Annotated in this window: 17 protein-coding genes; 10 read left to right on the top strand and 7 right to left on the bottom strand. The window is 71.6% G+C overall.

Annotated elements, in window-relative coordinates:
- The first annotated feature begins 59 nt into the window (after positions 1 to 59).
- From ligA to gap, 10 genes are all read left to right on the top strand, one after another.
- The gene (ligA, locus tag ACIPEP_RS09260; RefSeq protein WP_402717093.1) at positions 60 to 2,399 is read left to right on the top strand and encodes an NAD-dependent DNA ligase LigA; all 2,340 of its coding nucleotides are present in this window, start codon (positions 60 to 62) and stop codon (positions 2,397 to 2,399) included.
- A 329-nt stretch (positions 2,400 to 2,728) separates the two neighbouring features.
- Positions 2,729 to 3,976: an alpha/beta hydrolase gene (locus ACIPEP_RS09255; protein WP_402717092.1), complete on the top strand. Its 1,248-nt coding sequence runs from the start codon at positions 2,729 to 2,731 to the stop codon at positions 3,974 to 3,976.
- A gap of 85 nt (positions 3,977 to 4,061) precedes the next feature.
- Positions 4,062 to 6,353 (top strand): transglycosylase domain-containing protein, encoded by a 2,292-nt coding sequence (locus tag ACIPEP_RS09250; RefSeq protein WP_402717091.1) that lies wholly within the window; start codon positions 4,062 to 4,064, stop codon positions 6,351 to 6,353.
- A gap of 48 nt (positions 6,354 to 6,401) precedes the next feature.
- Positions 6,402 to 6,701 carry an Asp-tRNA(Asn)/Glu-tRNA(Gln) amidotransferase subunit GatC gene (gatC, locus tag ACIPEP_RS09245; protein WP_070416660.1) on the top strand — a complete coding sequence of 100 codons (300 nt, stop codon included), beginning with the start codon at positions 6,402 to 6,404 and terminating at the stop codon, positions 6,699 to 6,701.
- Positions 6,698 to 8,242, top strand: coding sequence for an Asp-tRNA(Asn)/Glu-tRNA(Gln) amidotransferase subunit GatA (gatA, locus tag ACIPEP_RS09240; protein WP_070416659.1), 1,545 nt, complete (start codon positions 6,698 to 6,700; stop codon positions 8,240 to 8,242). Before gatC ends, gatA begins: the two co-directional genes overlap by 4 nt.
- Complete coding sequence (gene gatB / locus ACIPEP_RS09235; protein WP_071295008.1) at positions 8,242 to 9,747, top strand: Asp-tRNA(Asn)/Glu-tRNA(Gln) amidotransferase subunit GatB; 1,506 nt, start codon at positions 8,242 to 8,244, stop codon at positions 9,745 to 9,747. Before gatA ends, gatB begins: the two co-directional genes overlap by 1 nt.
- A gap of 97 nt (positions 9,748 to 9,844) precedes the next feature.
- Complete coding sequence (locus tag ACIPEP_RS09230; RefSeq protein WP_402717090.1) at positions 9,845 to 11,035, top strand: type III polyketide synthase; 1,191 nt, start codon at positions 9,845 to 9,847, stop codon at positions 11,033 to 11,035.
- The gene (locus tag ACIPEP_RS09225) at positions 11,032 to 11,754 is read left to right on the top strand and encodes a methyltransferase domain-containing protein (RefSeq protein WP_336697433.1); all 723 of its coding nucleotides are present in this window, start codon (positions 11,032 to 11,034) and stop codon (positions 11,752 to 11,754) included. The genes ACIPEP_RS09230 and ACIPEP_RS09225 overlap by 4 nt, the downstream gene beginning before the upstream one ends.
- Before the next feature lie 28 nt (positions 11,755 to 11,782).
- Positions 11,783 to 12,733, top strand: a complete 951-nt coding sequence (locus ACIPEP_RS09220) for a GlxA family transcriptional regulator (RefSeq protein ID WP_402717089.1) — start codon at positions 11,783 to 11,785, stop codon at positions 12,731 to 12,733.
- Positions 12,734 to 12,841: 108 nt separating this feature from the next.
- Positions 12,842 to 13,846 carry a type I glyceraldehyde-3-phosphate dehydrogenase gene (gap, locus tag ACIPEP_RS09215; RefSeq protein ID WP_402717088.1) on the top strand — a complete coding sequence of 335 codons (1,005 nt, stop codon included), beginning with the start codon at positions 12,842 to 12,844 and terminating at the stop codon, positions 13,844 to 13,846.
- 407 nt (positions 13,847 to 14,253) lie between these two features.
- Here gap and ACIPEP_RS09210 read toward each other — a convergent pair whose 3' ends face one another.
- The 7 genes from ACIPEP_RS09210 to ACIPEP_RS09180 all read right to left on the bottom strand — a co-directional run bounded on the left by ACIPEP_RS09210 (position 14,254) and on the right by ACIPEP_RS09180 (position 22,543).
- On the bottom strand, positions 14,254 to 15,354 hold the full coding sequence (locus ACIPEP_RS09210; RefSeq protein ID WP_402717087.1) for an N-acetylglucosamine kinase: 1,101 nt from the start codon (positions 15,352 to 15,354) through the stop codon (positions 14,254 to 14,256).
- Positions 15,342 to 16,646 (bottom strand): 6-phospho-beta-glucosidase, encoded by a 1,305-nt coding sequence (locus tag ACIPEP_RS09205; RefSeq protein ID WP_071295011.1) that lies wholly within the window; start codon positions 16,644 to 16,646, stop codon positions 15,342 to 15,344. The genes ACIPEP_RS09210 and ACIPEP_RS09205 overlap by 13 nt, the downstream gene beginning before the upstream one ends.
- 7 nt (positions 16,647 to 16,653) lie before the next feature.
- Positions 16,654 to 17,547, bottom strand: coding sequence for a carbohydrate ABC transporter permease (locus ACIPEP_RS09200; RefSeq protein ID WP_402717086.1), 894 nt, complete (start codon positions 17,545 to 17,547; stop codon positions 16,654 to 16,656).
- A complete protein-coding gene (locus tag ACIPEP_RS09195) occupies positions 17,547 to 18,593 on the bottom strand; it encodes a carbohydrate ABC transporter permease (protein ID WP_402717315.1) in 1,047 nt (348 codons plus the stop codon). The genes ACIPEP_RS09200 and ACIPEP_RS09195 overlap by 1 nt, the downstream gene beginning before the upstream one ends.
- 2 nt (positions 18,594 to 18,595) lie before the next feature.
- Positions 18,596 to 19,954 (bottom strand): extracellular solute-binding protein, encoded by a 1,359-nt coding sequence (locus tag ACIPEP_RS09190; RefSeq protein WP_083403239.1) that lies wholly within the window; start codon positions 19,952 to 19,954, stop codon positions 18,596 to 18,598.
- A 158-nt stretch (positions 19,955 to 20,112) separates the two neighbouring features.
- Positions 20,113 to 21,354 carry an ROK family transcriptional regulator gene (locus ACIPEP_RS09185; RefSeq protein WP_071295013.1) on the bottom strand — a complete coding sequence of 414 codons (1,242 nt, stop codon included), beginning with the start codon at positions 21,352 to 21,354 and terminating at the stop codon, positions 20,113 to 20,115.
- Between the two features lie 139 nt (positions 21,355 to 21,493).
- Complete coding sequence (locus ACIPEP_RS09180; protein ID WP_402717085.1) at positions 21,494 to 22,543, bottom strand: zinc-binding dehydrogenase; 1,050 nt, start codon at positions 22,541 to 22,543, stop codon at positions 21,494 to 21,496.
- Between the last annotated feature and the right edge of the window lie 21 nt (positions 22,544 to 22,564).

The following is a 22,564-nucleotide window of genomic DNA, read 5'->3' as shown; positions in this document are numbered from 1 at the left end:
GCTCCCGGGTTGCCCGTCGGCTGCGCGTCCGGTCGGTGGTTGCCGGTAGAACTGAGGGCATGAGCGACACGACGCCCGCGGACTCGACGTTCGAGACGATCGACCCCGCCGCACTCGACGCGGCGCAGGCGCAGCGTGAGGTCGACCGGCTCCGGTCCAGCATCAACGAGCTGCGGCACGCGTACTACGACGAGAACGGGTCGACGGTCGCGGACGGCGAGTACGACGGGCTCGTCCACCGCCTCGACGCGATCGAGCAGCGCTTCCCGGAACTCCTCACCGAGGACAGCCCGACCCAGACCGTGGGCGGCCAGGCGCAGACCGTGCAGTTCGCGCCGGTCGAGCACGCCGAGCGGATGCTCAGCCTCGACAACGTCTTCAGCCCGGACGAACTCGTCGACTGGGCGGTCAAGGTGCAGCGCGATGCCGGTGCCGAGCGCGTCCGGTTCCTCACCGAGCTGAAGATCGACGGGCTCGCGATCAACCTCCGGTACGAGAACGGTCGGCTCGTCTCGGCCGCGACGCGCGGTGACGGCGTCGTCGGCGAGGACGTCACCGGCAACGTCCGCACGATGGGCACGATCCCGGACCGCCTGTCCGGTTCCGGGCACCCGCCCCTCGTCGAGGTCCGTGGCGAGATCTTCTTCCCGGTCGAGCAGTTCGACGAACTGAACGCCAAGCAGCGCGACGCGGGGGAGCGGGTCTTCGCGAACCCGCGCAACGCGGCAGCCGGATCCCTCCGCCAGAAGGAGGAGGGCAAGTCCGAGGCGAAGCGCGAGCTCATGGTGGACCGGCTCCGTCGGCTCCGCATGCTCGTGCACGGCATCGGCGCGTGGCCCGTCCGCGAACTCGAACGGGACACCGACGTCCGCGCGCAGTCCGAGGTGTACGAGCTCCTGCAGACGTGGGGCCTGCCGACGAGTTCGCACTACCGGGTCTTCGACTCCATCGACGAGGTGCTGGCCTTCGTCAAGGACTACGGCGAGCGACGCGCCTCGGTCGAACACCAGATCGACGGCATCGTGATCAAGGTCGACGACCTCGCCCTGCACGAGGAACTCGGGTCGACGTCGCGCGCCCCGCGGTGGGCGATCGCGTACAAGTACCCGCCGGAAGAGGTCCACACGACGCTCCTCGACGTGGTCGTCAGCGTCGGTCGGACCGGTCGCGCCACGCCCTTCGCGGTGATGGCCCCGGCCGAGGTCGCCGGGTCGGTCGTGCGGCAGGCGACCCTGCACAACCAGCAGGTCGTCAAGGCGAAGGGCGTCCTCATCGGGGACACCGTGGTGCTCCGGAAGGCCGGCGACGTCATCCCCGAGGTGCTCGGTCCGGTCGTCGAACTCCGCGACGGTACCGAGCGCGAGTTCGTCATGCCGACGAACTGCCCCGAGTGCGGCACGCCCCTCGCCCCCGCGAAGGAAGGCGACATCGACCTCCGCTGCCCGAACGCGAAGAGCTGCCCGGCGCAGGTGCGCGGCCGGGTCGAGCACATCGCCTCCCGTGGCTCGCTCGACATCGAGGGGCTGGGCGAGGTCGCTGCGGCGGCCCTGACGCAGCCGCTCCACCCCGAGCAGCCCCCGCTCGAGACCGAGGCCGGCCTGTTCGACCTGACGATGGAGGACATCGTCCCCATCGAGGTCATCGTCCGTGACGCCGAGACCGGCATGGAGAAGACCACCGACGACGGTGCGCCGAAGCGCGTGACGCCGTTCAGCCGGGCGCGCAAGAAGACCGACCCGCCGTTCGACCCCGACGCACGGGGAGCGGACTACACGGGAGAACCGAGCCGGTACCCGTCGAAGAACGCGTTCGAGATGCTCGCGAACATCGACGCCGCGAAGACGAAGCCGCTCTGGCGGATCATGGTCGGCCTGAGCATCCGGCACGTCGGGCCGGTGGCAGCCCGCGCGCTCGCGAACCACTTCGGGTCCCTCGACGCCATCCGGGCCGCCTCGCGCGAGGAACTCGCCGCGGTGGACGGTGTCGGCGGGATCATCGCCGACGCCCTGCTCGACTGGTTCGAGGTCGACTGGCACCGCGACATCATCGACCGCTGGACGGCGGCGGGCGTGCAGTTCACCACGCCCGGGCACCCCGGACCGGGCGCCGCGGACGCAGAAGGCGGCGTGCTCAGCGGGCTGACCGTCGTGGCGACCGGCTCCCTCGAGGGGTACAGCCGCGAGGGCGCGCAGGAGGCGATCATCGCCGCGGGCGGCAAGGCGGCCTCGAGCGTGAGCAAGAAGACGGACTTCGTCGCGGCCGGTCCCGGTGCCGGTTCGAAGCTCACGAAGGCCGAACAGCTCGGGGTCCGGATCATCGACGCCGAGCAGTTCCGGCTGCTCGTGACCGAGGGGCCGGCGGCGCTCGGCGACGCAGCCGGGGACGAACCCGAGGACTGAGTCCGACTCAGGAGCACGTCCGGCGTCGGTCGGTGCGGTACGGCGCGCCTGTGTGTCCACCCAGTTCGGGGGACAAGTTGCAACGCGCACGTCCTCGGGAAGGCTATTCTCCTTACACTCGATAGAGCATCACCCGTCGTCTGCAGGGAGTCGACGGGACGGCCTTCCCGGGGGAGACCCGATTGCTGCTCATCGCCGCGGCTCTGCTCACCGCCTCGATGCACTCGCTCGGAGTGGTCGAGGTCCCAGTCGCGCCCGCCACCCACTCCGTGGCCGTCGTGCACGCGATCGCGCGGGTCCCTGAGGGTGCCTCAGTACCCCGACCGGTCATGACCGGGGTACACCTGACCGCGTCGGTGTCCGTGTCCGGGCCGTCGTCCGCGTCGGGTGGGGTCACCGTCCAGCACGGGCGGGCGTTCCTCACCGACCTGTCGTCGCTCAGCGGCGCGGACCTCCTCCGTGCTGGGCAGGACCGTCACGTGCTCGCGACCGCCGAGGACGACCCGCCGACCGCCGCCGAGGTCACCGCCTGGTGGTCCGGACTCACGGACGACGAGCGCGACACGCTGACGACCCTCGCGCCGTCCGTCGTCGGGAACCTCGAGGGCGTGCCCTACGCGGTCCGCGACCGTGCGAACCGAGCGGTCCTCGCCACGGGTCTCGCCGACCACTCGGCCGCTGCCGCCGTGACCGCGATGCTCGGCCAGGTCCGCGACGCACTCGTGCACGAGGTCGGTGCACCGGACCGGTACCTCATCACGCTCGACACGCGGGGTGCCGGGCGCGCGGCCATCGCCGTCGGGGACCTGGACACCGCCGCCGACGTCACGGTCGTCGTCCCCGGCATGTTCTTCACCGTGACCGGCCAGATGGCGGACTTCACGAACACCGCGAACGACCTCTACACCGAGCAGGCGACCGTGGCCGGTCTGGCGGCGCCCGGCTCGGGCAACGGCGTCGCCGTCGTGGCGTGGATGGGCTACCGCACGCCGGACCTGTCGAACATCATGTCGCTCGGCATGGCCAAGACGGGCGGGGAGCGCCTCGCCCGGACGGTCGGCGGGCTCCGGGAGATCCGCGACGGCGACGAACCGCGGGTGAACATCGTCGCGCACTCGTACGGGTCGACCGCGGCGCTCATGGCGCTGGCCTCGGGGGAGATGAGCGCGGACACCCTGACGGTCCTGGGCTCGCCGGGGAGCGACGTGCGCACCTCGGCCGACCTGGCCGTCAGCGCCGGGCAGGTGTTCGTCGGGGACGCGCACAGCGACCCGATCGCCGGCTCCGGGTACTTCGGCACCGATCCCGGCTCCGCGGGGTTCGGCTCGACCGTGCTCGACCTGACCGGCGGCGTCGACGTGCAGGAGGCCGGCGAGGTGTTCCGCCGACCGGTCGGGCACAACGACTACCTCAAGCCGGGGACGGCGTCGCTGCACGACGTGGCGCTCATCGCCGTCGGCCGCGGGGACCTCGTGCGCGAGCAGGTCCGGCGCGGTGAGCGCGGCGGCGACGGGCTGCCGCAGGCGTCGCCGGACATGTACCTCGTCCGACCGCAGGACCTCCAGCCCCGCGACTGATCCTGGGTGGCAACCTGAGGGGCGGTGCAGCCTGGACTCGTTCCACGGCAGAACCAGTCCAGATCGTGACCGTACGGTGCCGTGCATGCGTGTGGTGCGATGGCCTGGTGCTCTCCTGACGTTCGTCGCGATGTCGGCGCTGGCCGGCATGCTCGTCGCCGTGGCGGTCACGCCGGGGGTCGCCGTCGCGGGCGAGAGCACGTCCGGGGCGGTGTCCTTCTTCGAGGACCTGCCGAGCTACCTCGACATCCAGACGCCGCAGCAGGTCTCCTCCGTCTACGCGGAGAAGGGCGGACAGCAGGTCAAGATCGCCTCGTTCTACGCCGAGAACCGCACGACCGTGGCGTCCGGGGCGATGGCGAAGACGCTCAAGCAGGCGGCGATCGACACCGAGGACCCCCGCTTCTACGACGAGGGCGGCATCGACGTCGTCGGCACGCTCCGCGGTGCGGCGGCGACGGTCGTCGGCGGTGACGTGCAGGGCGGGTCGAGCATCACCCAGCAGTACGTGAAGAACGTCCTCGTGCAGCAGTGCGAGGAGCTCACGGGCAAGGACGCCGCGGACACCGAGAAGAAGGTCGCCGCGTGCTACGAGGACGCCGCCGGGGTGACCCCGCAGCGCAAGCTCCAGGAGATGCGGTACGCGATCGCCGTGAACAAGAAGTACTCGAAGGACCAGATCCTCACCGGGTACCTGAACCTCGTCGGGCTCGGCGGCCGCGTGTACGGCGCCGAGGCCGGTGCCGAGTACTACTTCGGCGTGCACGCGAAGGACCTCTCGCTCGTCCAGTCGGCCACCCTCGTCGCGATCCTCAACAACCCGTCGAACCTGCGGATCGACCAGCCGTCGAACGCCGACAACGGTGCGAAGAACGGTTACGCGGCCACCAAGGAACGCCGCGACTACGTGCTGCAGCGCATGTACGTCCACCACGACATCACGAAGGCGCAGCTCGAGCAGGCGAAGGCGACACCGGTCACGCCGAAGATCACCGCCACGGCGAACGGCTGCTCCTCGGCCGCGACCGGGTACGACGCCGGCTACTTCTGCGACTACGTGCGCGACCAGGTGCTGCAGGACCCGGCGTTCGGCAAGACGGCCGCCGAGCGCATCGCGACGCTCGACACCAAGGGCCTCGAGATCCACACCTCGCTCGACCTCGACCTGCAGTCCCAGGCGCAGACCGCGCTGTCGACCTACGTCCCGTCGACGATGGCCGGCGTCGACGTCGGCGGATCGAACGTCACCGTGGAGCCGGGAACCGGCCGGATCCTCTCGATGGTGCAGAACACGCAGTACACGCAGGGCGACACCTCGACCGCCGGATCGACCGCGGTGAACTACAGCGCCGACAGCGGGTACGGCAACTCGGGCGGGTTCCAGACCGGCTCGACGTACAAGGTGTTCACGCTCGCCGAGTGGCTCGCCACCGGGCACACGCTCTCGCAGTCCGTGTCGACGACCGAGCACACGTTCCAGAACTCGGAGTTCACGAACACCTGCCAGAACGTCAGCGGCGGGACCTGGCCGGTGTCGAACGCCGAGAACGTGCCGTCGTCGATGACCGTGCAGGCCGCGACGTCGGAGTCGATCAACACCGCCTACGCCGCGATGGGCAAGCAGCTCGACCTGTGCAAGATCGCGCAGCTCGCCCAGTCGATGGGCATCCACCCGGCGGCCGGCGGCGCGCTCGGACAGACCCCGTCGTCGATCCTCGGCGTGAACAACCTGTCCCCGATCGACCTCGCCGAGGCCTACGCGGGCTTCGCGAACGGCGGCGTCGTCTGCACGCCGACCGCCATCGACTCCGTCACCGAGTCGGACGGCACGAAGATCACCCCGACGCCGTCGTCCTGCACGCAGGGTGTCGCTGCCGACGTGGCCGGGACGGTCGACTACGCGTTGCAGGGCGTCCTCACCGGGTCCGGCACCGCCGCGAGCGCCAACCCCGGAGACAGCACCCCGAAGTTCGCGAAGACCGGCACCACCGACGGCGACGTGCAGAACTGGCTCGTCGCGTCGAGCACGAAGTACACGAACGCGACCTGGATCGGCAACGTCCAGGGCAACGTGAGCCTGGCGAACTGGCCGTTCCTGCAGGGGACCACCGGGTACAGCGCGAAGTTCGGCGTCGGCAAGTCGATGATGTCGTACCTCGACCAGACCGTGGGCGGTGGCACGCTGCCGGCTGCGGACCCGGCGATGATCGGTCAGGCCAGCCACACGTCGTCGAGCGGATCGTCGGGCGGTTCCCAGGGCGACGCGGCGGCGACGCAGCAGCCGGGCCAGCAGCAGCCGGCACAGCAGTCTCCACAGGGGGACCAGCCCGCGCAGCAGTCTCCACAGGACCCGCAGGGGAAGCAGAAGGGCCACTGAGGCACCAATAGACTGGTGCGCAATCCACGAACCGATCGACGGAGCACCATGCCTGACATCACGAGCGAGCAGGTCGCCCACCTGGCGAACCTCGCACGTATCGCACTCACGCCCGAAGAGATCGAGAAGCTCACGGGGGAGCTGTCGCACATCGTCGACAGCGTCGCCAAGGTCACCGAGGTCGCCACCCCGGACGTCCCGGCGACCAGCCACCCCGTGCCGCTCGGCAACGTCACCCGACCCGACGTGGTCGGTCCGACCCTCACGCAGGAGCAGGCGCTCTCGGGCGCACCCGACTCCGACGGCGAACGGTTCCGCGTGACGGCCATCCTGGGAGAAGAGCAGTGACCGACATCACGAAGCTGAGCGCCGCGGCGCTCGCCGACGCCCTCGTGGCGCGCGACGTCTCGAGCGTCGAGGCCACCCAGGCGCACCTCGACCGCATCCAGGCGGTGGACGGCGACGTCCACGCCTTCCTGCACGTCAACCAGAACGCGATCGCCGCGGCGAAGTCGATCGACTCCCGCCGTGCCGCCGGTGACGACCTCGGTCCGCTCGCCGGCGTGCCGATCGCGATCAAGGACGTCCTGTGCACGCAGGACATGCCCACGACGTCGGGCTCGAAGATCCTCGAAGGCTGGGTGCCGCCGTACGACGCCACCCCGGTCGCGAAGCTCCGTGCCGCCGGCCTCGTGCCGCTCGGCAAGACGAACATGGACGAGTTCGCCATGGGCTCGACGACCGAGTTCTCGGCGTACGGCCCGACGCACAACCCGTGGGACCTCGACCGCATCCCCGGTGGCTCCGGTGGTGGTTCGGCGGCCGCGGTCGCCGCGCACGAGGCACCGCTCGCCCTCGGCTCGGACACCGGTGGCTCGATCCGCCAGCCGGGCGCCGTCACCGGAACCGTCGGCGTGAAGCCGACCTACGGCGGGGTGAGCCGCTACGGCGCGATCGCCCTGGCCTCCAGCCTCGACCAGGTCGGCCCGGTGTCGCGCACCGTCCTCGACGCCGCGCTGCTGCACGACGTCATCGGCGGGCACGACCCGCGTGACTCCACGAGCATCCCCGACGCCTGGCCGTCGATGGCGGCCGCTGCGCGCGAGGGCCTGCAGGCGGACACGCTGCGCGGCCTGCGCGTCGGCGTGGTGAAGGAGCTCGCCGGTGGCGAGGGCTTCCAGGCGGGCGTCACCCAGCGCTTCCACGAGACGGTCGCCCTGCTCGAGTCGGCCGGTGCCGTCGTCGTCGAGATCGACGCCCCGTCGTTCGCCTACGCGATCAGCGCGTACTACCTGATCCTCCCGGCCGAGGCGTCGTCGAACCTCGCGAAGTTCGACTCCGTGCGCTTCGGGCTCCGCGTGACGCCCGAGAACGGTGCCACCGTCGAGGACGTCATGGCCGCCACGCGCGAGGCCGGTTTCGGTCCCGAGGTGAAGCGCCGCATCATCCTCGGCACGTACGCGCTGAGCGCCGGCTACTACGACGCCTACTACGGGTCGGCGCAGAAGGTCCGCACCCTCGTGCAGCGCGACTTCCAGGCCGCGTTCGAGCAGGTCGACCTGCTGGTCAGCCCGTCGGCCCCGACGACCGCGTTCCCGATCGGTGAGCGCATCGACGACCCGCTGGCGATGTACCTCAACGACCTGACGACGATCCCGGCGAACCTCGCCGGCGTCCCGGGCATGAGTATCCCGAACGGCCTCGCTCCCGAGGACTCGCTCCCCACGGGCGTGCAGCTCATGGCACCGCAGCGCGAGGACGCCCGGCTCTACCGGTACGGCGCCGCCCTCGAACGCCTGCTCGAGCAGCAGTGGGGCCGCCCGCTCATCGACAGCATCCCGGACCTCGACCAGAGTCAGCAGTCCGCTGCGCAGGAAGGTGTGATCTGATGGCGCAGAAGGACGCGCTGATGGACTTCGACGAGGCACTCCGGCTGTACGAGCCGGTCCTCGGCTTCGAGGTCCACGTCGAGCTCGCGACGAAGACCAAGATGTTCTCGGACGCGCCGAACTTCTTCGGCGGCGAGCCGAACACGAACGTGACGCCGGTCGACCTCGGGCTCCCCGGGTCGCTGCCGGTCGTCAACGCGCAGGCCGTGCGGTACTCGATCCAGCTCGGGCTCGCGCTCGGCTGCTCGATCGCCGAGTCCTCGCGGTTCGCCCGGAAGAACTACTACTACCCGGACAACCCGAAGAACTACCAGATCTCGCAGTACGACGAGCCGATCGCGTACGAGGGCGAGGTCGAGGTCGAGCTCGCCGACGGCACCATCTTCACCGTGCCGATCGAGCGCGCCCACATGGAAGAGGACGCCGGCAAGCTGACGCACGTCGGCGGTGCCACGGGCCGCATCCAGGGTGCCGAGTACTCGCTCGTCGACTACAACCGTGCCGGGGTCCCGCTCGTCGAGATCGTCACGAAGCCGATCTTCGGCGCCGAGGAGCGCGCACCCGAGCTCGGCGCGGCGTACGTGCAGGTCATCCGTGACCTCGTCCGAGCGCTCGGCGTCTCCGAGGCCCGCATGGAACGCGGCAACCTCCGCTGCGACGCGAACATCTCGCTGCGTCCCCGCGGGCAGGAGAAGCTCGGCACGCGCACGGAGACGAAGAACGTCAACTCGTTCCGGGCCGTCGAGCGGGCCATCCGCTACGAGATCCAGCGCCAGGCCGCGATCCTCGCCGCCGGTGGCTCGATCACGCAGGAGACCCGGCACTGGCACGAGGACACCGGTCGCACCTCGGCCGGCCGTCCGAAGTCCGACGCCGACGACTACCGCTACTTCCCGGAGCCCGACCTGCTCCCGGTCGTGCCGGACCCGGCCGTGATCGAGGAGCTCCGCGCTTCCCTGCCCGAGGCCCCGGTGGCACGTCGCCGTCGGCTCAAGGGCGACTGGGGCTTCACCGACCTCGAGTTCCAGGACGTCGTGAACGGCGGGCTGCTCGACGAGCTCGAGGGGACCGTCGCCGCCGGTGCCGCACCGCAGGCCGCCCGCAAGTGGTGGACGGGTGAGATCAGCCGTGTCGCGAACACGCGGGACGCCGCCCCCGGTGACCTCGTCTCGCCGCAGCACGTCGCCGAGCTCATCGCCCTCGTCGAGTCCGGTGACCTGACCGACCGCCTGGCGCGCCAGGTCCTCGAAGGCGTCATCGCCGGCGAAGGGTCGCCGTCGCAGGTCGTCGAGTCGCGTGGGCTGAAGGTCGTGTCGGACGACTCGGCGCTCACCGCCGCGGTCGACCAGGCGCTCGCCGCGCAGCCCGACGTCCTCGCCAAGATCAAGGACGGCAAGGTCCAGGCCGCCGGCGCCATCATCGGCGCCGTCATGAAGGCCATGCAGGGCCAGGCGGACGCCGCGCGCGTCCGCGAGCTGGTGCTGGAGCGCGCGCAGCAGTCGTAGTCCGGACCGAACGATCGACGGGAGGCGCGGTGCCAGCTGGCACCGGGCCTCTCGTCGATCCTGGGGACGCGTCAGCGACCCGGTGAAAGGATGAGTCGTGTCCGCAACGATCCGCGCCATCGGTACCGCCGTCCCCGAGACGACACTCGAGCAGGCTGCGGTGCGCGACCTCTTCGCGTCGCAGCCCGACCTGGGCCGGCTCGGCAGGCGGCTCGTCCCCGCCGCGTTCGACGCCTCCGCCGTGGAGCACCGGCACACGGTGCTCGAGGAACTCGACAGCACGCGGCCGTCCGGCGCCTTCCGCGACGACCACGGCGTGCTGCGGTCCCCGTCGACCGGCACCCGGAACGACCGGTACCGCGAGCTCGCCCCCGCCCTGTTCGTGGCGGCCGCCCGCGACGCCGTGGACCGCGCGGGTGTGACACCCGAGTCGATCACCCACGTGGTGACCGTCTCGTGCACCGGGTTCACCCAGCCCGGCCCCGACCTCGACGTCGTCACCGAACTCGGCATCCCCCGCACGGTCTTCCGCCAGCACATCGGGTTCATGGGGTGCTGCGCGGCGTTCCCGGCGCTCCGCATCGCTGCGGCGTTCGCCGAGTCCGTGCCGTCCGCCGTGGTGCTCGTCGTCTGCGCCGAGCTCTGCACGCTGCACGTCCGGGCGAGCGACGACCCGGACCAGATCGTCGCCAACAGCGTCTTCGGGGACGGTGCGGCGGCCGCCGTGGTCACCGCCGACGGCCCTGGCCTCCGCCTGGACGACTTCGCGACGACGGTCGTGCCCGAGGGTGCGTCCGAGATGGCGTGGAACATCGGCGACGAGGGCTTCGAGATGGTGCTCAGCACGGCCGTCCCGAAGCTCGTCGGTGCCACGGTCGCCGAGGCCGTCGCACCGCTGCTGTCCGCCGTGGGCTCCGCCGCCGTCGACGTCCCGACCTGGGCCGTGCACCCCGGAGGCCGCGCGATCCTCGACCGGACGCAGGTCGCCCTCGGGCTGCCGGACGCCGCCCTCTCGGCGAGCCGTGCCGTCCTGCGCGACCACGGGAACGTCTCGAGTGCCACCGTGCTCTTCGTGCTCCGCCAGGTGCTCGACGACGGCATCGACGACGGTGCCCCCGTCATCGCGCTCGCGTTCGGACCGGGCCTGACGGTCGAGGCCGCCCGACTCACCGCCGTCGGCAGCACGCGAACGTCGATCCCGGCCCGCGAGCAGGGCGAACCGGTCGAGGACGCGACGGCAGCAGCCCGCGACCACGCGGGCGAGACGGCGACCACGGGCGTCTCGTGAGCCGCACCGAGGGGATCGACCCGCGCCTCCCGGCCGTCGACCTGACCACGCGCGCACTGGACCTCCACGAACTCATGGACGACCCGGACTGCGACCCGCGCGCGCTCGCGCGGACGTTCCGGCGCTTCGCCGTGGTGAACGCACTCGTGAGCGGCTGGCGCTCGGCGTGGCGGACGCACGTCGCGCCGGCGCTCCCCGCGAACGGGCGGGGACGCGTGCTCGACCTCGGGTGCGGTGGCGGCGACCTCGCGCGGGCGCTCGTCCGGTGGGCTGCCGCCGACGGGTTCGACGTCGAGGTCGTCGGGGCCGACCCGGACGCGCGGGCGATCGACGCGGCGACCCGGTCCACCCCGCGGGGCGTCACTTTCCGGCAGCAGTCGAGCGCCGAGCTCATCGCCGCGGGGGAGCGGTTCGACGTCGTCGTGTCGAACCACGTGCTGCACCACCTCGGCGACGAGGAGCGGCGCGGGTTCCTCGCGGACTCCGAACAGCTGGCGACGAGCCGCAGCCTGCACTCGGACATCCGGCGGTCGCGCTCGGCCTACCGGGCGTACGCGGTCGGTTCGACGCTGGTCGCGGCCGGCACCTTCGTGCGGGTCGACGGGTTGCGCTCGATCCGGCGGAGCTTCACGTTGCCGGAACTCCAGGACGTCCTGCCCACCGGGTGGCGGGCGGAGCGGGCGGCACCGCACCGGGTCCTCGCGATCCGCGACGCCTGACGTCCCCGGAGGGCGCTAGCGTCGCTGCATGGCCACGCCCCACCTGCACCGCGTCGCGGTCCTCGTGCTCGACGGGGCGAAGCCGCTCGACGTCGGGATCCCGGCGCAGGTGTTCTCGAACCGCCCGAGCATGCCGTACGAGGTCCGGGTGTGCGGCCCCCGCGTGGCACGCATCGCCGGGGGAGACGGCCTCGCGTACGCGGTCGACCACGGGCTGGACGCCCTCGAGTGGGCCGAGACGGTCTTCGTGCCCGGGTACCGGTTCCCCGCGGACACGCCACCGCCCGCCGACGTGGTGGCGGCGCTCGGGCGGGCGCACGAGCGGGGCGTCCGGATCGCGGCGATCTCCACCGGGGCGTTCGCCCTGGCCGCCGCCGGACTGCTCGACGGCCGCCGTGCGACTACACACTGGCACTACACGCGGGTGCTCCGCGACCGGTACCCCGAGGTCGACGTGGACGAGGACGTGCTGTTCGTCGACGCCGGGTCGGTCCTGACGAGTGCGGGAGCGGCGAGCGGGATCGACCTGTGCCTGCACATCGTCCGGCAGGACCACGGGGTCGCGCTGTCGAACCACGTCGCACGGCGGCTCGTGAGTGCCCCGTACCGGAGCGGCGGGCAGGCGCAGTACGTCCCGCGGAGCATGCCCGAGCCACTCGGAGACGTCTTCGCCGAGACGCGGGAGTGGGCGCTCCGGCACCTCGCCGACCCGCTGACGCTCGAGGTCCTCGCCCGGAACGCGACGGTCTCGCCTCGGACGTTCTCGCGGCGCTTCGTCGAGGACACCGGGTACACGCCGATGCAGTGGGTGCTCCGGGCTCGGGTCGACCTCGCACGGGAGCTGCTCGAGCGCTCGGACCTCGCCGTCGACCAGGTCGCCGAGCGGGCGGGGCTCGGGTCGGACGCCAACCTGCGGACGCACTTCCGTCGGATCCTCGGGACCTCGCCGACCGAGTACCGGCGGACCTTCCAGGACTGACCGCATCGCCGCAGTGGTGGCGACATCCTTTCGAACGCTGGCTCCCCAGCCACTGGAGCCGCGCCTCCCGGGCCGTGAGCATGGACCGCGGAACGAAAGGAAGTCCACATGACCCGCATCGCGATCAACGGCTTCGGCCGCATCGGCCGCAACACCCTCCGCGCGCTCCTCGCCCGGGGAGGCGACGACCTCGAGGTCGTCGCCGTCAACGACCTCACCGCACCCGAGACGCTCGCCCACCTGTTCCGGTACGACTCCGCGCTCGGCCCGTTCGCCGGGACCGTCGAGGTCGACGGGGACACCCTCGTCATCGACGGACGGCGCATCCGCGTCCTCGCGTCGCGCGAGCCGGCGGAGCTCCCGTGGGGCGACCTCGGCGTCGAGGTCGTGCTCGAGTCGACCGGCCGGTTCACCGGGCGCGACGCAGCGGCGGGACACCTGACCGCGGGAGCCCGCCGCGTCCTCATCAGCGCGCCCGCCACCGGCGCGGACGCCACCATCGCGTACGGCGTGAACTCCGACGTGTACGACCCGGCGGTGCACACCGTCGTCTCGAACGCCTCGTGCACGACGAACGCGCTCGCGCCGCTGGCGTCGGTGCTCGACGACCTCGCGGGCATCGAGCACGGGTTCATGACGACCGTGCACGCCTACACGCAGGAGCAGAACCTGCAGGACGGTCCGCACCGCGACCTGCGTCGGGCGCGTGCCGCCGGGGTGAACATCGTGCCGACGTCGACCGGGGCTGCCAAGGCCATCGGGCTCGTGCTGCCGCGGCTCGACGGCAAGCTGTCGGGTGACGCGATCCGGGTGCCGGTGCCGGTGGGGTCGATCGTCGAGCTGAACACCGTGGTGTCGCGGGACGTCACCGTCGAGGAGGTCAACGAGGCCTACCGTGCTGCCGCCGCGGGGTCGCTCGCGGGGGTGCTGGCGTTCACGGCGGACCCGCTCGTGTCGACGGACATCACGGGGCGGCCGGAGTCGAGCGTGTTCGACTCGCTGCTCACCCGTGTCGACGATGGGCGGCACGTGAAGGCGGTCGCCTGGTACGACAACGAGTGGGGGTTCTCGAACCGGGTGGTCGACATGCTGGGGTTGCTGGCGCGCGCGTAGCGCGGCGCGCGCGGCGCGGCGGCGGTCTCGCCGAGTCTCGGCTCGGCGGACAGTTTCGCGGCCCAGCGGCCCGCATCTCGTCCGCCCGGCCGAGTCTCGGGACGCGCGACCACGGGATGGGCGCGAGCACGGTCGGACGGGAGGCGCGGTGCGGGCTGGCACCGCGCCTCCCGTCCGGTCGTGGGTGCGTTCCGGGCGCGGTGTGGGTCGTGCCGCGGAAGCGACAGCGCACAGGGTGCGCGCGATGATGCTGCCGCTGGAGCGACAGTGTGCTGCGATCGTCGTGCGGCACACTGTCGCTTTCGCGGGCGCGGGCGCGGCGGCCGCGCAGGCGCGCGGCGCGGCGCGCGGGGCGCGGGCGCGCGGGCGCCCGCGCGCGGCGCGCGCGGCGCGGCGCGCGCGCCGCGTCAGCGGATCAGCGCCGTGGTGCTCGCGAAGGCGCGGGAGCGCACGGCCTGCCGGTAGCGGCCGAGCGCGGCGTCGTCGGCCCCGACGGACTCCAGCGCCGCCAACCCCGCCCCGAGCACGGGAGGATCGGTCACCCAGGTCGGCACCGCTCCGGGCACCCGGGCAGCGAGGCCGTCGACGACGCCCTCGACGAGCAGGGGATCCCGTGCCGCGAGCACCCCGCCGCCGAGGACCACGGGCACTGGGCTCGCCGCCGAACCACCGAGACCGAGACGCTCGAGCGCGACCGCGGCGAGCAGGACGATCTCCTCGGCCTGCCGCGCGACGACGCCGGCGGCCACGGCGTCACCCGCGCCGGCGACCTCGAACAGCACCGGGCACAGCCGGTTGAACACCCGCTGGTCGAGGCGGCCGAAGTGGATGGCCTCGGTCACCTCGCGGACGCTGCGGAGGCCCAGTGCCGCCGGGACGGCCGTGACCAGGGCCGTCGCCGGTCCGCGACCGTCGTCGGCGCGGGCTGCGTGCCACAGTGCACGGTTGCCGAGGTACGCGCCGCCGCCCCAGTCGCCGGAGACGTCACCGATGGCAGGGAACCGGGCGGTGGTTCCGTCGGCCCGGACCGCGAGCGCGTTGATGCCCGTGCCGCAGACGACCGCGGCGGCGTCCGGCGACAGCGTACCCGCCCGCAGCAGTGCGAACAGGTCGTTGTCGAGGACGTGCGGCGCGCCGCCGTCGGCCTCCCAGTGCGCGAGCGCCTCGGTCGCCGCGACGAGTTCGTCGTGCAGGTCGAGACCGGCCAGGTACACGTGCGTCGTCCGGATCCGACGATCGCCGAGGTCGCCGACGACCCGCGCCCGGACGTCGTCGAGGATCGGCCCGGCGACGTCCCACCCGCGGGTCTGCGGGTTCGAGCCGGGGCCCCGTGCGTGCCCGACGATCGAACCGTCGAGTGCGATCGCGACGACGTCCGTCTTGCTGCCGCCACCGTCGACGGCCAGGACGACGTCGCTCGGCGCCGGCGGGACGGGTGCGGGCGGACGGGTCGCTCGGGCGGTGCCGACGCCGCCCCCGGACGCTCCGGCTCCGTTCAGCCCGCCCACGTCAGCTGCTCCGATCGCGTCCACGGCAGGTGCTCCGCGTTCGCGGCCAGGAGCAGGTCGGTGAGCCGTTCGGCCTTGTCGACCTGCCCGACGAGCGGGTGCGCCCACATCGCGCGGAGCACGCGGTCGCGGCCTCCGTGCACGGCGGCGTCGAGGGCGAGGCGTTCGTACCCGGCGACGTGCGACACGAGTCCGACCATGTCGGCATCGAGCGGCGCGACGGGCAACGGTGTGATCGCCGCGCGGGTGACCCGGGCCGGGACCTCGATCACGTGGTCGTCGGGGAGGAACGGGAACGTGCCGTCGTTGCGCACGTTGAGGACCTGCACGTCACCGCGGTCGCCGAGGATCGAGGACAGCACGTCGATCGCCGCCTCGGAGTAGTAGGCGCCGCCCCGTTGCTCGAGCTCGGCGGGCTTCGTCACGACGGACTCGTCCGCGTACTTCGCGAGCAGGGCCCGCTCGGTCTCCATGACGGCCTCGGCACGGGTGGGTGCGTGCAGCTGTTCCTCGAGCACGACGTCGTGGCTGTAGAAGTAGCGCAGGTAGTACGAGGGCACGGCGTGCTGCAGCCGGATGAGGTCGGCCGGCATGTGCACGCTCTCCGCCATCCGGTCGAGGGCACCGGTGTCGGCACGGAGCAGGTCGGACAGGACGTCGCGCTCACCGGAGCCGTCCGTCACGTGGACGCCGCGCTCCCACGTCAGGTGGTTCAGACCGACGTGGTCGAGCCGGACGGCCGACGGGGCGACGTCGAACTCCTTCGCGAAGCGCCGCTGGAACCCGATCGCCACGTTGCAGAGCCCGACGGCCCGGTGCCCCGCTTCGAGCAGTGCACGGGTGACGATGCCCACCGGGTTCGTGAAGTCGACGATCCACGCGTCCGGCTTGGCGTACCGCTTGACGAGCGACGCGTACTCGAGCACGACCGGCACGGTGCGGAGCGCCTTCGCGAACCCGCCGGGCCCGGTGGTCTCCTGCCCGATGCAGCAGGCCTCGTGCGGCCAGGTCTCGTCCTGGTGCCGGGCGGCCTGCCCGCCGATCCGGAGCTGGAACATGACGGCGTCGGCGTCCGAGACCCCGGCGACGACGTCGTCCGTGACGTGGATCGTGCCCGGGTGGCCGGCGTGGGCGAACATCCGCTTCGCGACACCGCCGACGAGTTCGCGCCGGACGGGGTCGGGGTCGACGAGCCACAGCTCGTCGATGGGCAGCTGGTCGCGGAGCCGGGCGAAGCCGTCCACGAGTTCGGGGGTGTAGGTGGATCCGCCACCGATGACTGCGAGTTTCACTGTGGTGCTATCCCTTCACGCCGGTGAGCGCGATGCCCTCGACGAATGCCTTCTGTGCGAAGAAGAAGATGATGACGACGGGCACCATGACGACGACGGTCATCGCCATCGTCATCGACCAGTCGGTGCCGTGTTGGCCGCGGAACGTTGCCAACCCGTACGCCACCGGCCAGGCGGCCTGGTTCTCGGAGGCGTACAGGAGCGGGCCGTAGTAGTCGTTCCACGAGTGGAAGAACATGAAGATCGCCGCCGACGCGATGCCCGGGCGGGCCATGGGGACGACGACGCGCCAGAGCACGCCCCACTCGCTGCATCCGTCCATGCGAGCGGCGTCCCCGTACTCCTTCGGGATCGTCATGAAGAACTGACGGAGCAGGAAGATGCTGAACGCGTCGCCGAGCAGGTTCGGCAGGATGAGCGGCCAGAGCGTGCCGGTGAGGTGCAGCTCGGACCACATCACGTAGACCGGCACCGCGGTGACCTGCGGGGGCAGGAGCATCGCGACGATGATCACGGTGAAGACCAGGTTCGCGCCACGGAACTTGATCTGGGCGAGCGCGTACGCCGCCGGGACCGAGCTGACGAGCATGAACGCGGTGGCGAGCACGGCGTACATCGACGAGTTCCCGAACCACTGCACGAGCGGCAGTTCGGTGAACACCCGGCCGTAGTTCGAGAAGTCGAACGGGCGCGGCACGATCGACGCGGTGAGTGCCTGGTTGCTCGACATCAGCGACGTCAGGATGACGAACACGATCGGCGCGATGGTCAGGACGCCGAGCGCGACGAGTGCGGCGTGCTCGGCGATCCAGACCAGCAGGCTGCGGCGCGGACCGCGGGCGGAGCCGGACGCCGCACCGCGGGGAGCCCGGGCGAGCGGGGACTGGGACACGGCGGTCATCAGGACTCCTCGGGTCGGAAGACGGAGATGCGGCGCATCGTCAGGACGAGCACCACGGCGGTGACCACGAACAGCACCACGGCCATCGCGGACGCGTAGCCGAACTGGAAGTTGGCGAACCCGTGCTGGTAGAGCAGCTCGGTGTAGGTGAGCAGCGAGGTGCCCGGGTAGCCGAGCTGCGCGGCGGTGCCTCCGCCGATCGTGGCCTTGCCGCTGGCGACGCCCGACGCGACGGCGGCCTCGGTGAAGTACTGCAGGGCCGCGATCACCCCCGTGACGGCGGCGAACCCGATGACCGGCGCGATCGTCGGCAGCGTGATGTGCCGTACCTGCTGGACGCCGTTCGCCCCGTCGAGCGACGCGGCCTCGTACAGGTCGCGCGGCACGTCGAGGAGCGACGCCAGGAAGATGATCATGATGTCGCCCATCACCCAGACGCCCATGATCACGAGCGAGGGCTTCGACCACGCGGGGTCGTTGAACCACAGCGGGCCGTCGATGCCGAACACCCGCAGGATCTGGTTCACGGGGCCGGTGCCGGGGTTGAACAGGAAGACGAACGCGACGACGCTGGCGACGGGCGGCACCAGGGCGGGCAGGTAGAACAGCGTCCGCCAGAACCCGGTCGCCGTCTTCGCGCGGCTGAGCAGTCCCGCCACGAGCAGCCCGCAGACGATCCGGACCGGCACGAGGATGACCACGAACCACAGCGTGTTCACGACCGCGGGGCCGATCTGCGGGTCCTGGGTGAAGAGGAACCGGTAGTTCAGCAGCCCGACGAACTCGGGTTCCTGCAGCTGGTTGTAGCGCGTGAACGAGTAGAAGATCGACGCGACGAGCGGGTACGCGAAGAAGATCACGAGGCCCGCCAGGGCCGGGGCGAGCATCGTCAGCGCGACCAGGCGACGGCGGGACTCGGCGGAGTGGCGCCGACGTGGCCGGCTCCCGGGGGCCGTCGAACGCGACCCGGCGCTGGCCGGCGGCCGGGAGGCGCGGGTGGGCCGCGCCTCCAGGCTGCCGGTCTCAGGGGTGGTGACGTCGGTCATGGTCACGGACCAGCCAGCTGGTTGGCGTTGTCGATGTCCGAGTCGAGCTTCTTGAGCTTCGCGTCGAGGTCGCCGCCGTTCTGCTGGTACGCCTGCCAGAACTTCGTGAAGGTGCCGATGTAGGCGGCGCCGTCCGCGGTGCCCGGCGAGGTCATCGTGTCCTTGTCGCCCGCGACGTCGACGAAGGTCTTGTAGTTCTCGTCGACCTCGAGCTTCGGCGACTCGAGGGCCGAGGTGAGCGTCGGGATGTTCTTGAGCCCGTTGCCCATCGTGACCTGCGCGTCGGTGTTCGTGGAGAGGTACTTCAGCAGCGCCCAGGCCAGCTCGGGGTGCTTCGACCCCTTCGCGATGCCCGCCACGTTACCCGCGATGTAGGTCGATCCGTAGTTGCCGAGGCCGTCCATCACCGGAGTCGGTGCGGTGCCGTAGTCGAGGTCCGGCTTCTGGTCCTTGATGAAGGCGGTGCGGTACTCGCCGTCGATCTGCATCGCGACCTGACCGGTCTGGAAGGCGTTGTCGGCGGCGAACTCCTGGCCGAGCCCCGAGGTGAAGGCCTTGAGCTTGTCGTAGCCGATCTCGTCGACGAAGCCCTTCTGCCAGGTGATGAGCTTCTTCCAGGCGTCGGACGTGCCGATCACGCTGTTGCCCTTCGCGTCGAGCCACGAGCCGTCGACCATCGGGGCCCAGTGCTCGGGGGAGTTCTCGTAGAAGTCGATGAGCGGGTTGAACCCGAGCTGCTTGATCGACCCGTCGGCGTTGTACGTGGTGAGCTTCAGGGCGTCGGCCTTGAGCTCGTCGAGCGTCTTCGGCGGGGTCGTGATGCCCGCCTTCGCGAGCAGCGGCTTGTTGTACATGAGCGCACTGACGTCGGCGAGGGCCGGCAGGGTGCAGCGCGTGCCCTTGTACTGCGTGTACGACTGCACGGCCTTCGGGATGTCCGACAGGTCGACCTTGTCACGCTTGATGTACGGCGACAGGTCGCGGAAGGCGCCCGAGGAGCAGAAGCTGCCCACGATGGCGGTCGAGTACGACAGGCCCACGTCGATGTTCTGGCCGGAGGAGATCGCCTTCTGGAGCTTCTCGTCGTCCTGGCCGGCGTGGATGTCGACCGTGACGCCGGGGTTCTCCTTCTCGAAGCCGGCGACGGCGCTCTTCACGACGCCGGCTTCGCGCCCGGTGAAGAAGTGCCACAGGGACACGGTGCCCTTGAGCTCCTTCGGTGCGCTCTTCTCGATCGAGTCGGCGCTGCTGCCGGAGCTGCAGCCCGCGACGACGAGGGCGCCCACGGCGGCGACGGCCGTGGCGGTGACGATGCGGCGGAACGTCCGGCGGTGCGGGACGTTCGGTTGGGGGAGGGACACTGCGGTACTCGCTCTCTGGTCTCGCTCCGACGCGGTGCGGTCGCGGTGCCGCACGCCGGACGGATCCGGGCGTGCGACGTCGTCCCCGGGCGCGCCGAAGAGCCCTGGGACAGGGCCGGGTGATGGTGCCTCGAGTGGTGCGGGTGGGGTGGTGCTGGTCAGGGGCGCTCGGCCGGGTCCGGTGCGGGCACATCGTCGCTGATGCGCTCGAGCCGGTCCGCGAGCGCGGTGCGGACGACGTCGATGAGGACGTGCCGCGCACCGTGCAGGACGGGGGTGTCGGGGACGCCGGGGGCCACGACGGCGGTGGACCAGCGCGTGCGGGTCCGGAGCCAGGCGGTCACGGCGGCGGCCAGGGCGGGTCCGCCCGCGATCCCGGTCGGGCCGTGCAGCACGACCGTCTCGGGATCGGCGACGGCGAGGGCGGGGAGCACGTTGTGCCCGACGCGCTCGCCGAGGGCGGTGGTGAACGGGTGCTGCTCGGGGAGCCCGGGCAGCTGCGGGAGCACCTGGCGCCAGTCGGCAGCGGTGCCGTCCGGTGCCGTGATCCCGTGTTCGGCGGCGAGTGCGATGATCGCGGACTCGGAGATGAGGTCCGCGACGATCGTGGCCGTCGGGTCGATGGAGCGTGCGTCTGCGGGCACGCCGAGGTAGCCGATCTCGCCGGCGGCACCGGACGCGCCGGTGTGCAGGTGGCCGCCGAGGTCGAGCGCCATGCCGAGGCCCTCGGCCATCCAGAACAGGGCGAACGACCCGGGGGTCCGTCCGGCGCCCATGTTCCGTTCGGCGATCGCCGCGAGGTTGGCGTCGTTCTCGATGACGACGCGGACCCCGAGTGCGGCGGAGAGCGTCGCGGCGACCCGGTCACGGGGCCAGCCGGGCAGGCCGTCGGTGAAGATGAGGGTGTCGGTCGCGTGGTCGACACTCGCCTGGACCCCGATGCCCACCGCGGTGACGAGGTCCGGGTCGACGCCCGCGGCCGCTGCGGCCCGGGAGATCGCGGCGGCGACGATGTCGGCACCGGGCGCGCGCATCTCGGCCGGGGACATCGTGTGGGTCGCGACCGGGAAGGTGCGGCCGGCGGCGTCCACCACGGTGCTCCGGACGTCGACGAGCTGGACGTCGACCGCCACGCCGAGGTCGCGGTCGGTGATCGCTTCGTACACCACCGCGCTCGGGCCCCGGCGACCGGCCTGTGATGCGGTGCCGGCTTCGCGGATGAGGGCCGCCGCCTCGAGCCGCCGGATGATCTCGGCCGCGGTCGGCTTGCTGAGCCCGGTGCGCTGGGCGATCTCGTTGCGGGTGAGCGGCCCGTCGTCGAGCAGGAGCTCGAGCGCGGCCCGGTCGTTGAGGACACGCAGGAGGCCGGGCTGGCCGGGGGTGCGTCCTCGTGTGGTCATGTCGAGGACTGTAACGGACAACCTTCTTTACTGAAAGGTTTGTTTACCGATTCGAAACACGCGTTCCGCTCCGCGAAACGTGCGGAGCGGAACGCGCGGCGAGGAACGAGCGGCGCGGAACGTCCGACGTCGCTGTGCCCTACGGACGCAGGAGCACTTTGATCGCGCGACGCTCGTCCATCGCGCGGTACGCCTCCGCCGCCTCGTCGAGCGGGAGCTCGAGGTCGAAGACGCGGCCCGGCTCGATCGCACCCGAGAGCACGTCCGGCAGCAGCTCGGGGATGTACGTGCGCGCCGGGGCCATACCGCCCGCGACGGTGATGTTCGTGTCGAAGAGGTACCGCGTGCCGATCGTCGGCACCCCGTGCGGGACCCCGACGAAGCCGAGGTTGCCGCCCGGGCGGACCGAGTGCAGTGCCTGGTCCATGCTCTCCTCGGTGCCGACGGCCTCGACCGCGCAGTCGGCCAGGTCGCCGTCGAGCAGCTCGCGGATCGCCGCGACGCCCTCCTCGCCACGCGCCTCGACGACGTCCGTCGCGCCGAACTCGCGCGCGAGCGCCTGTCGGTCGGCGTGCCGGCTCATCGCGATGATCCGCTCGGCACCGAGCCGCTTCGACGCGAGGACCGCGGACAGCCCGACCGCGCCGTCGCCCACCACGACGACCGTCTTGCCCGGGCCCACGGCTGCCGACACCGCGGCGTGGTGCCCGGTGGAGAAGACGTCCGACAGGGTGAGGAGCGAGGGGACGAGCGCCGGGTCGACCGGGCCCGGCACCGCGACGAGGGTCGCGGAGGCGTCCGGGATGCGGACGTACTCGGCCTGGGCGCCGCCGACCGGGTCGCCGTACGCGTCCTTCCCGCCGAAGCCGGACAGGTGGTCGCAGCCGGTCGTCATGCCGTGGCGGCAGGCCTGGCACGTGCCGTCGTTCATGGTGAAGGGGGAGATGACGAAGTCGCCGACGTGCAGGTCCGTGACGGCGTCGCCCACCGCGACGACCTCGCCGACGAGCTCGTGGCCGATCGGACGCGGCTGCTTCGTCGGCGTGACGCCCCGGTACGGCCAGAGGTCCGACCCGCACACGCACGCCGCGACGACCTTGACCACGACGTCCTTCGGCGTGATGAGGTCGGGCTGGTCGCGGTCCTCGACACGGATGTCGTTCGGGGCGTGGATGATCGCAGCGCGCAAGGGAGTGCCTTCCGTCGAGAT

The organism is Curtobacterium sp. NPDC087082 (assembly GCF_044745045.1).
GTDB lineage: Bacteria > Actinomycetota > Actinomycetes > Actinomycetales > Microbacteriaceae > Curtobacterium.
This window is presented reverse-complemented; position numbering and strand designations above follow the sequence as displayed.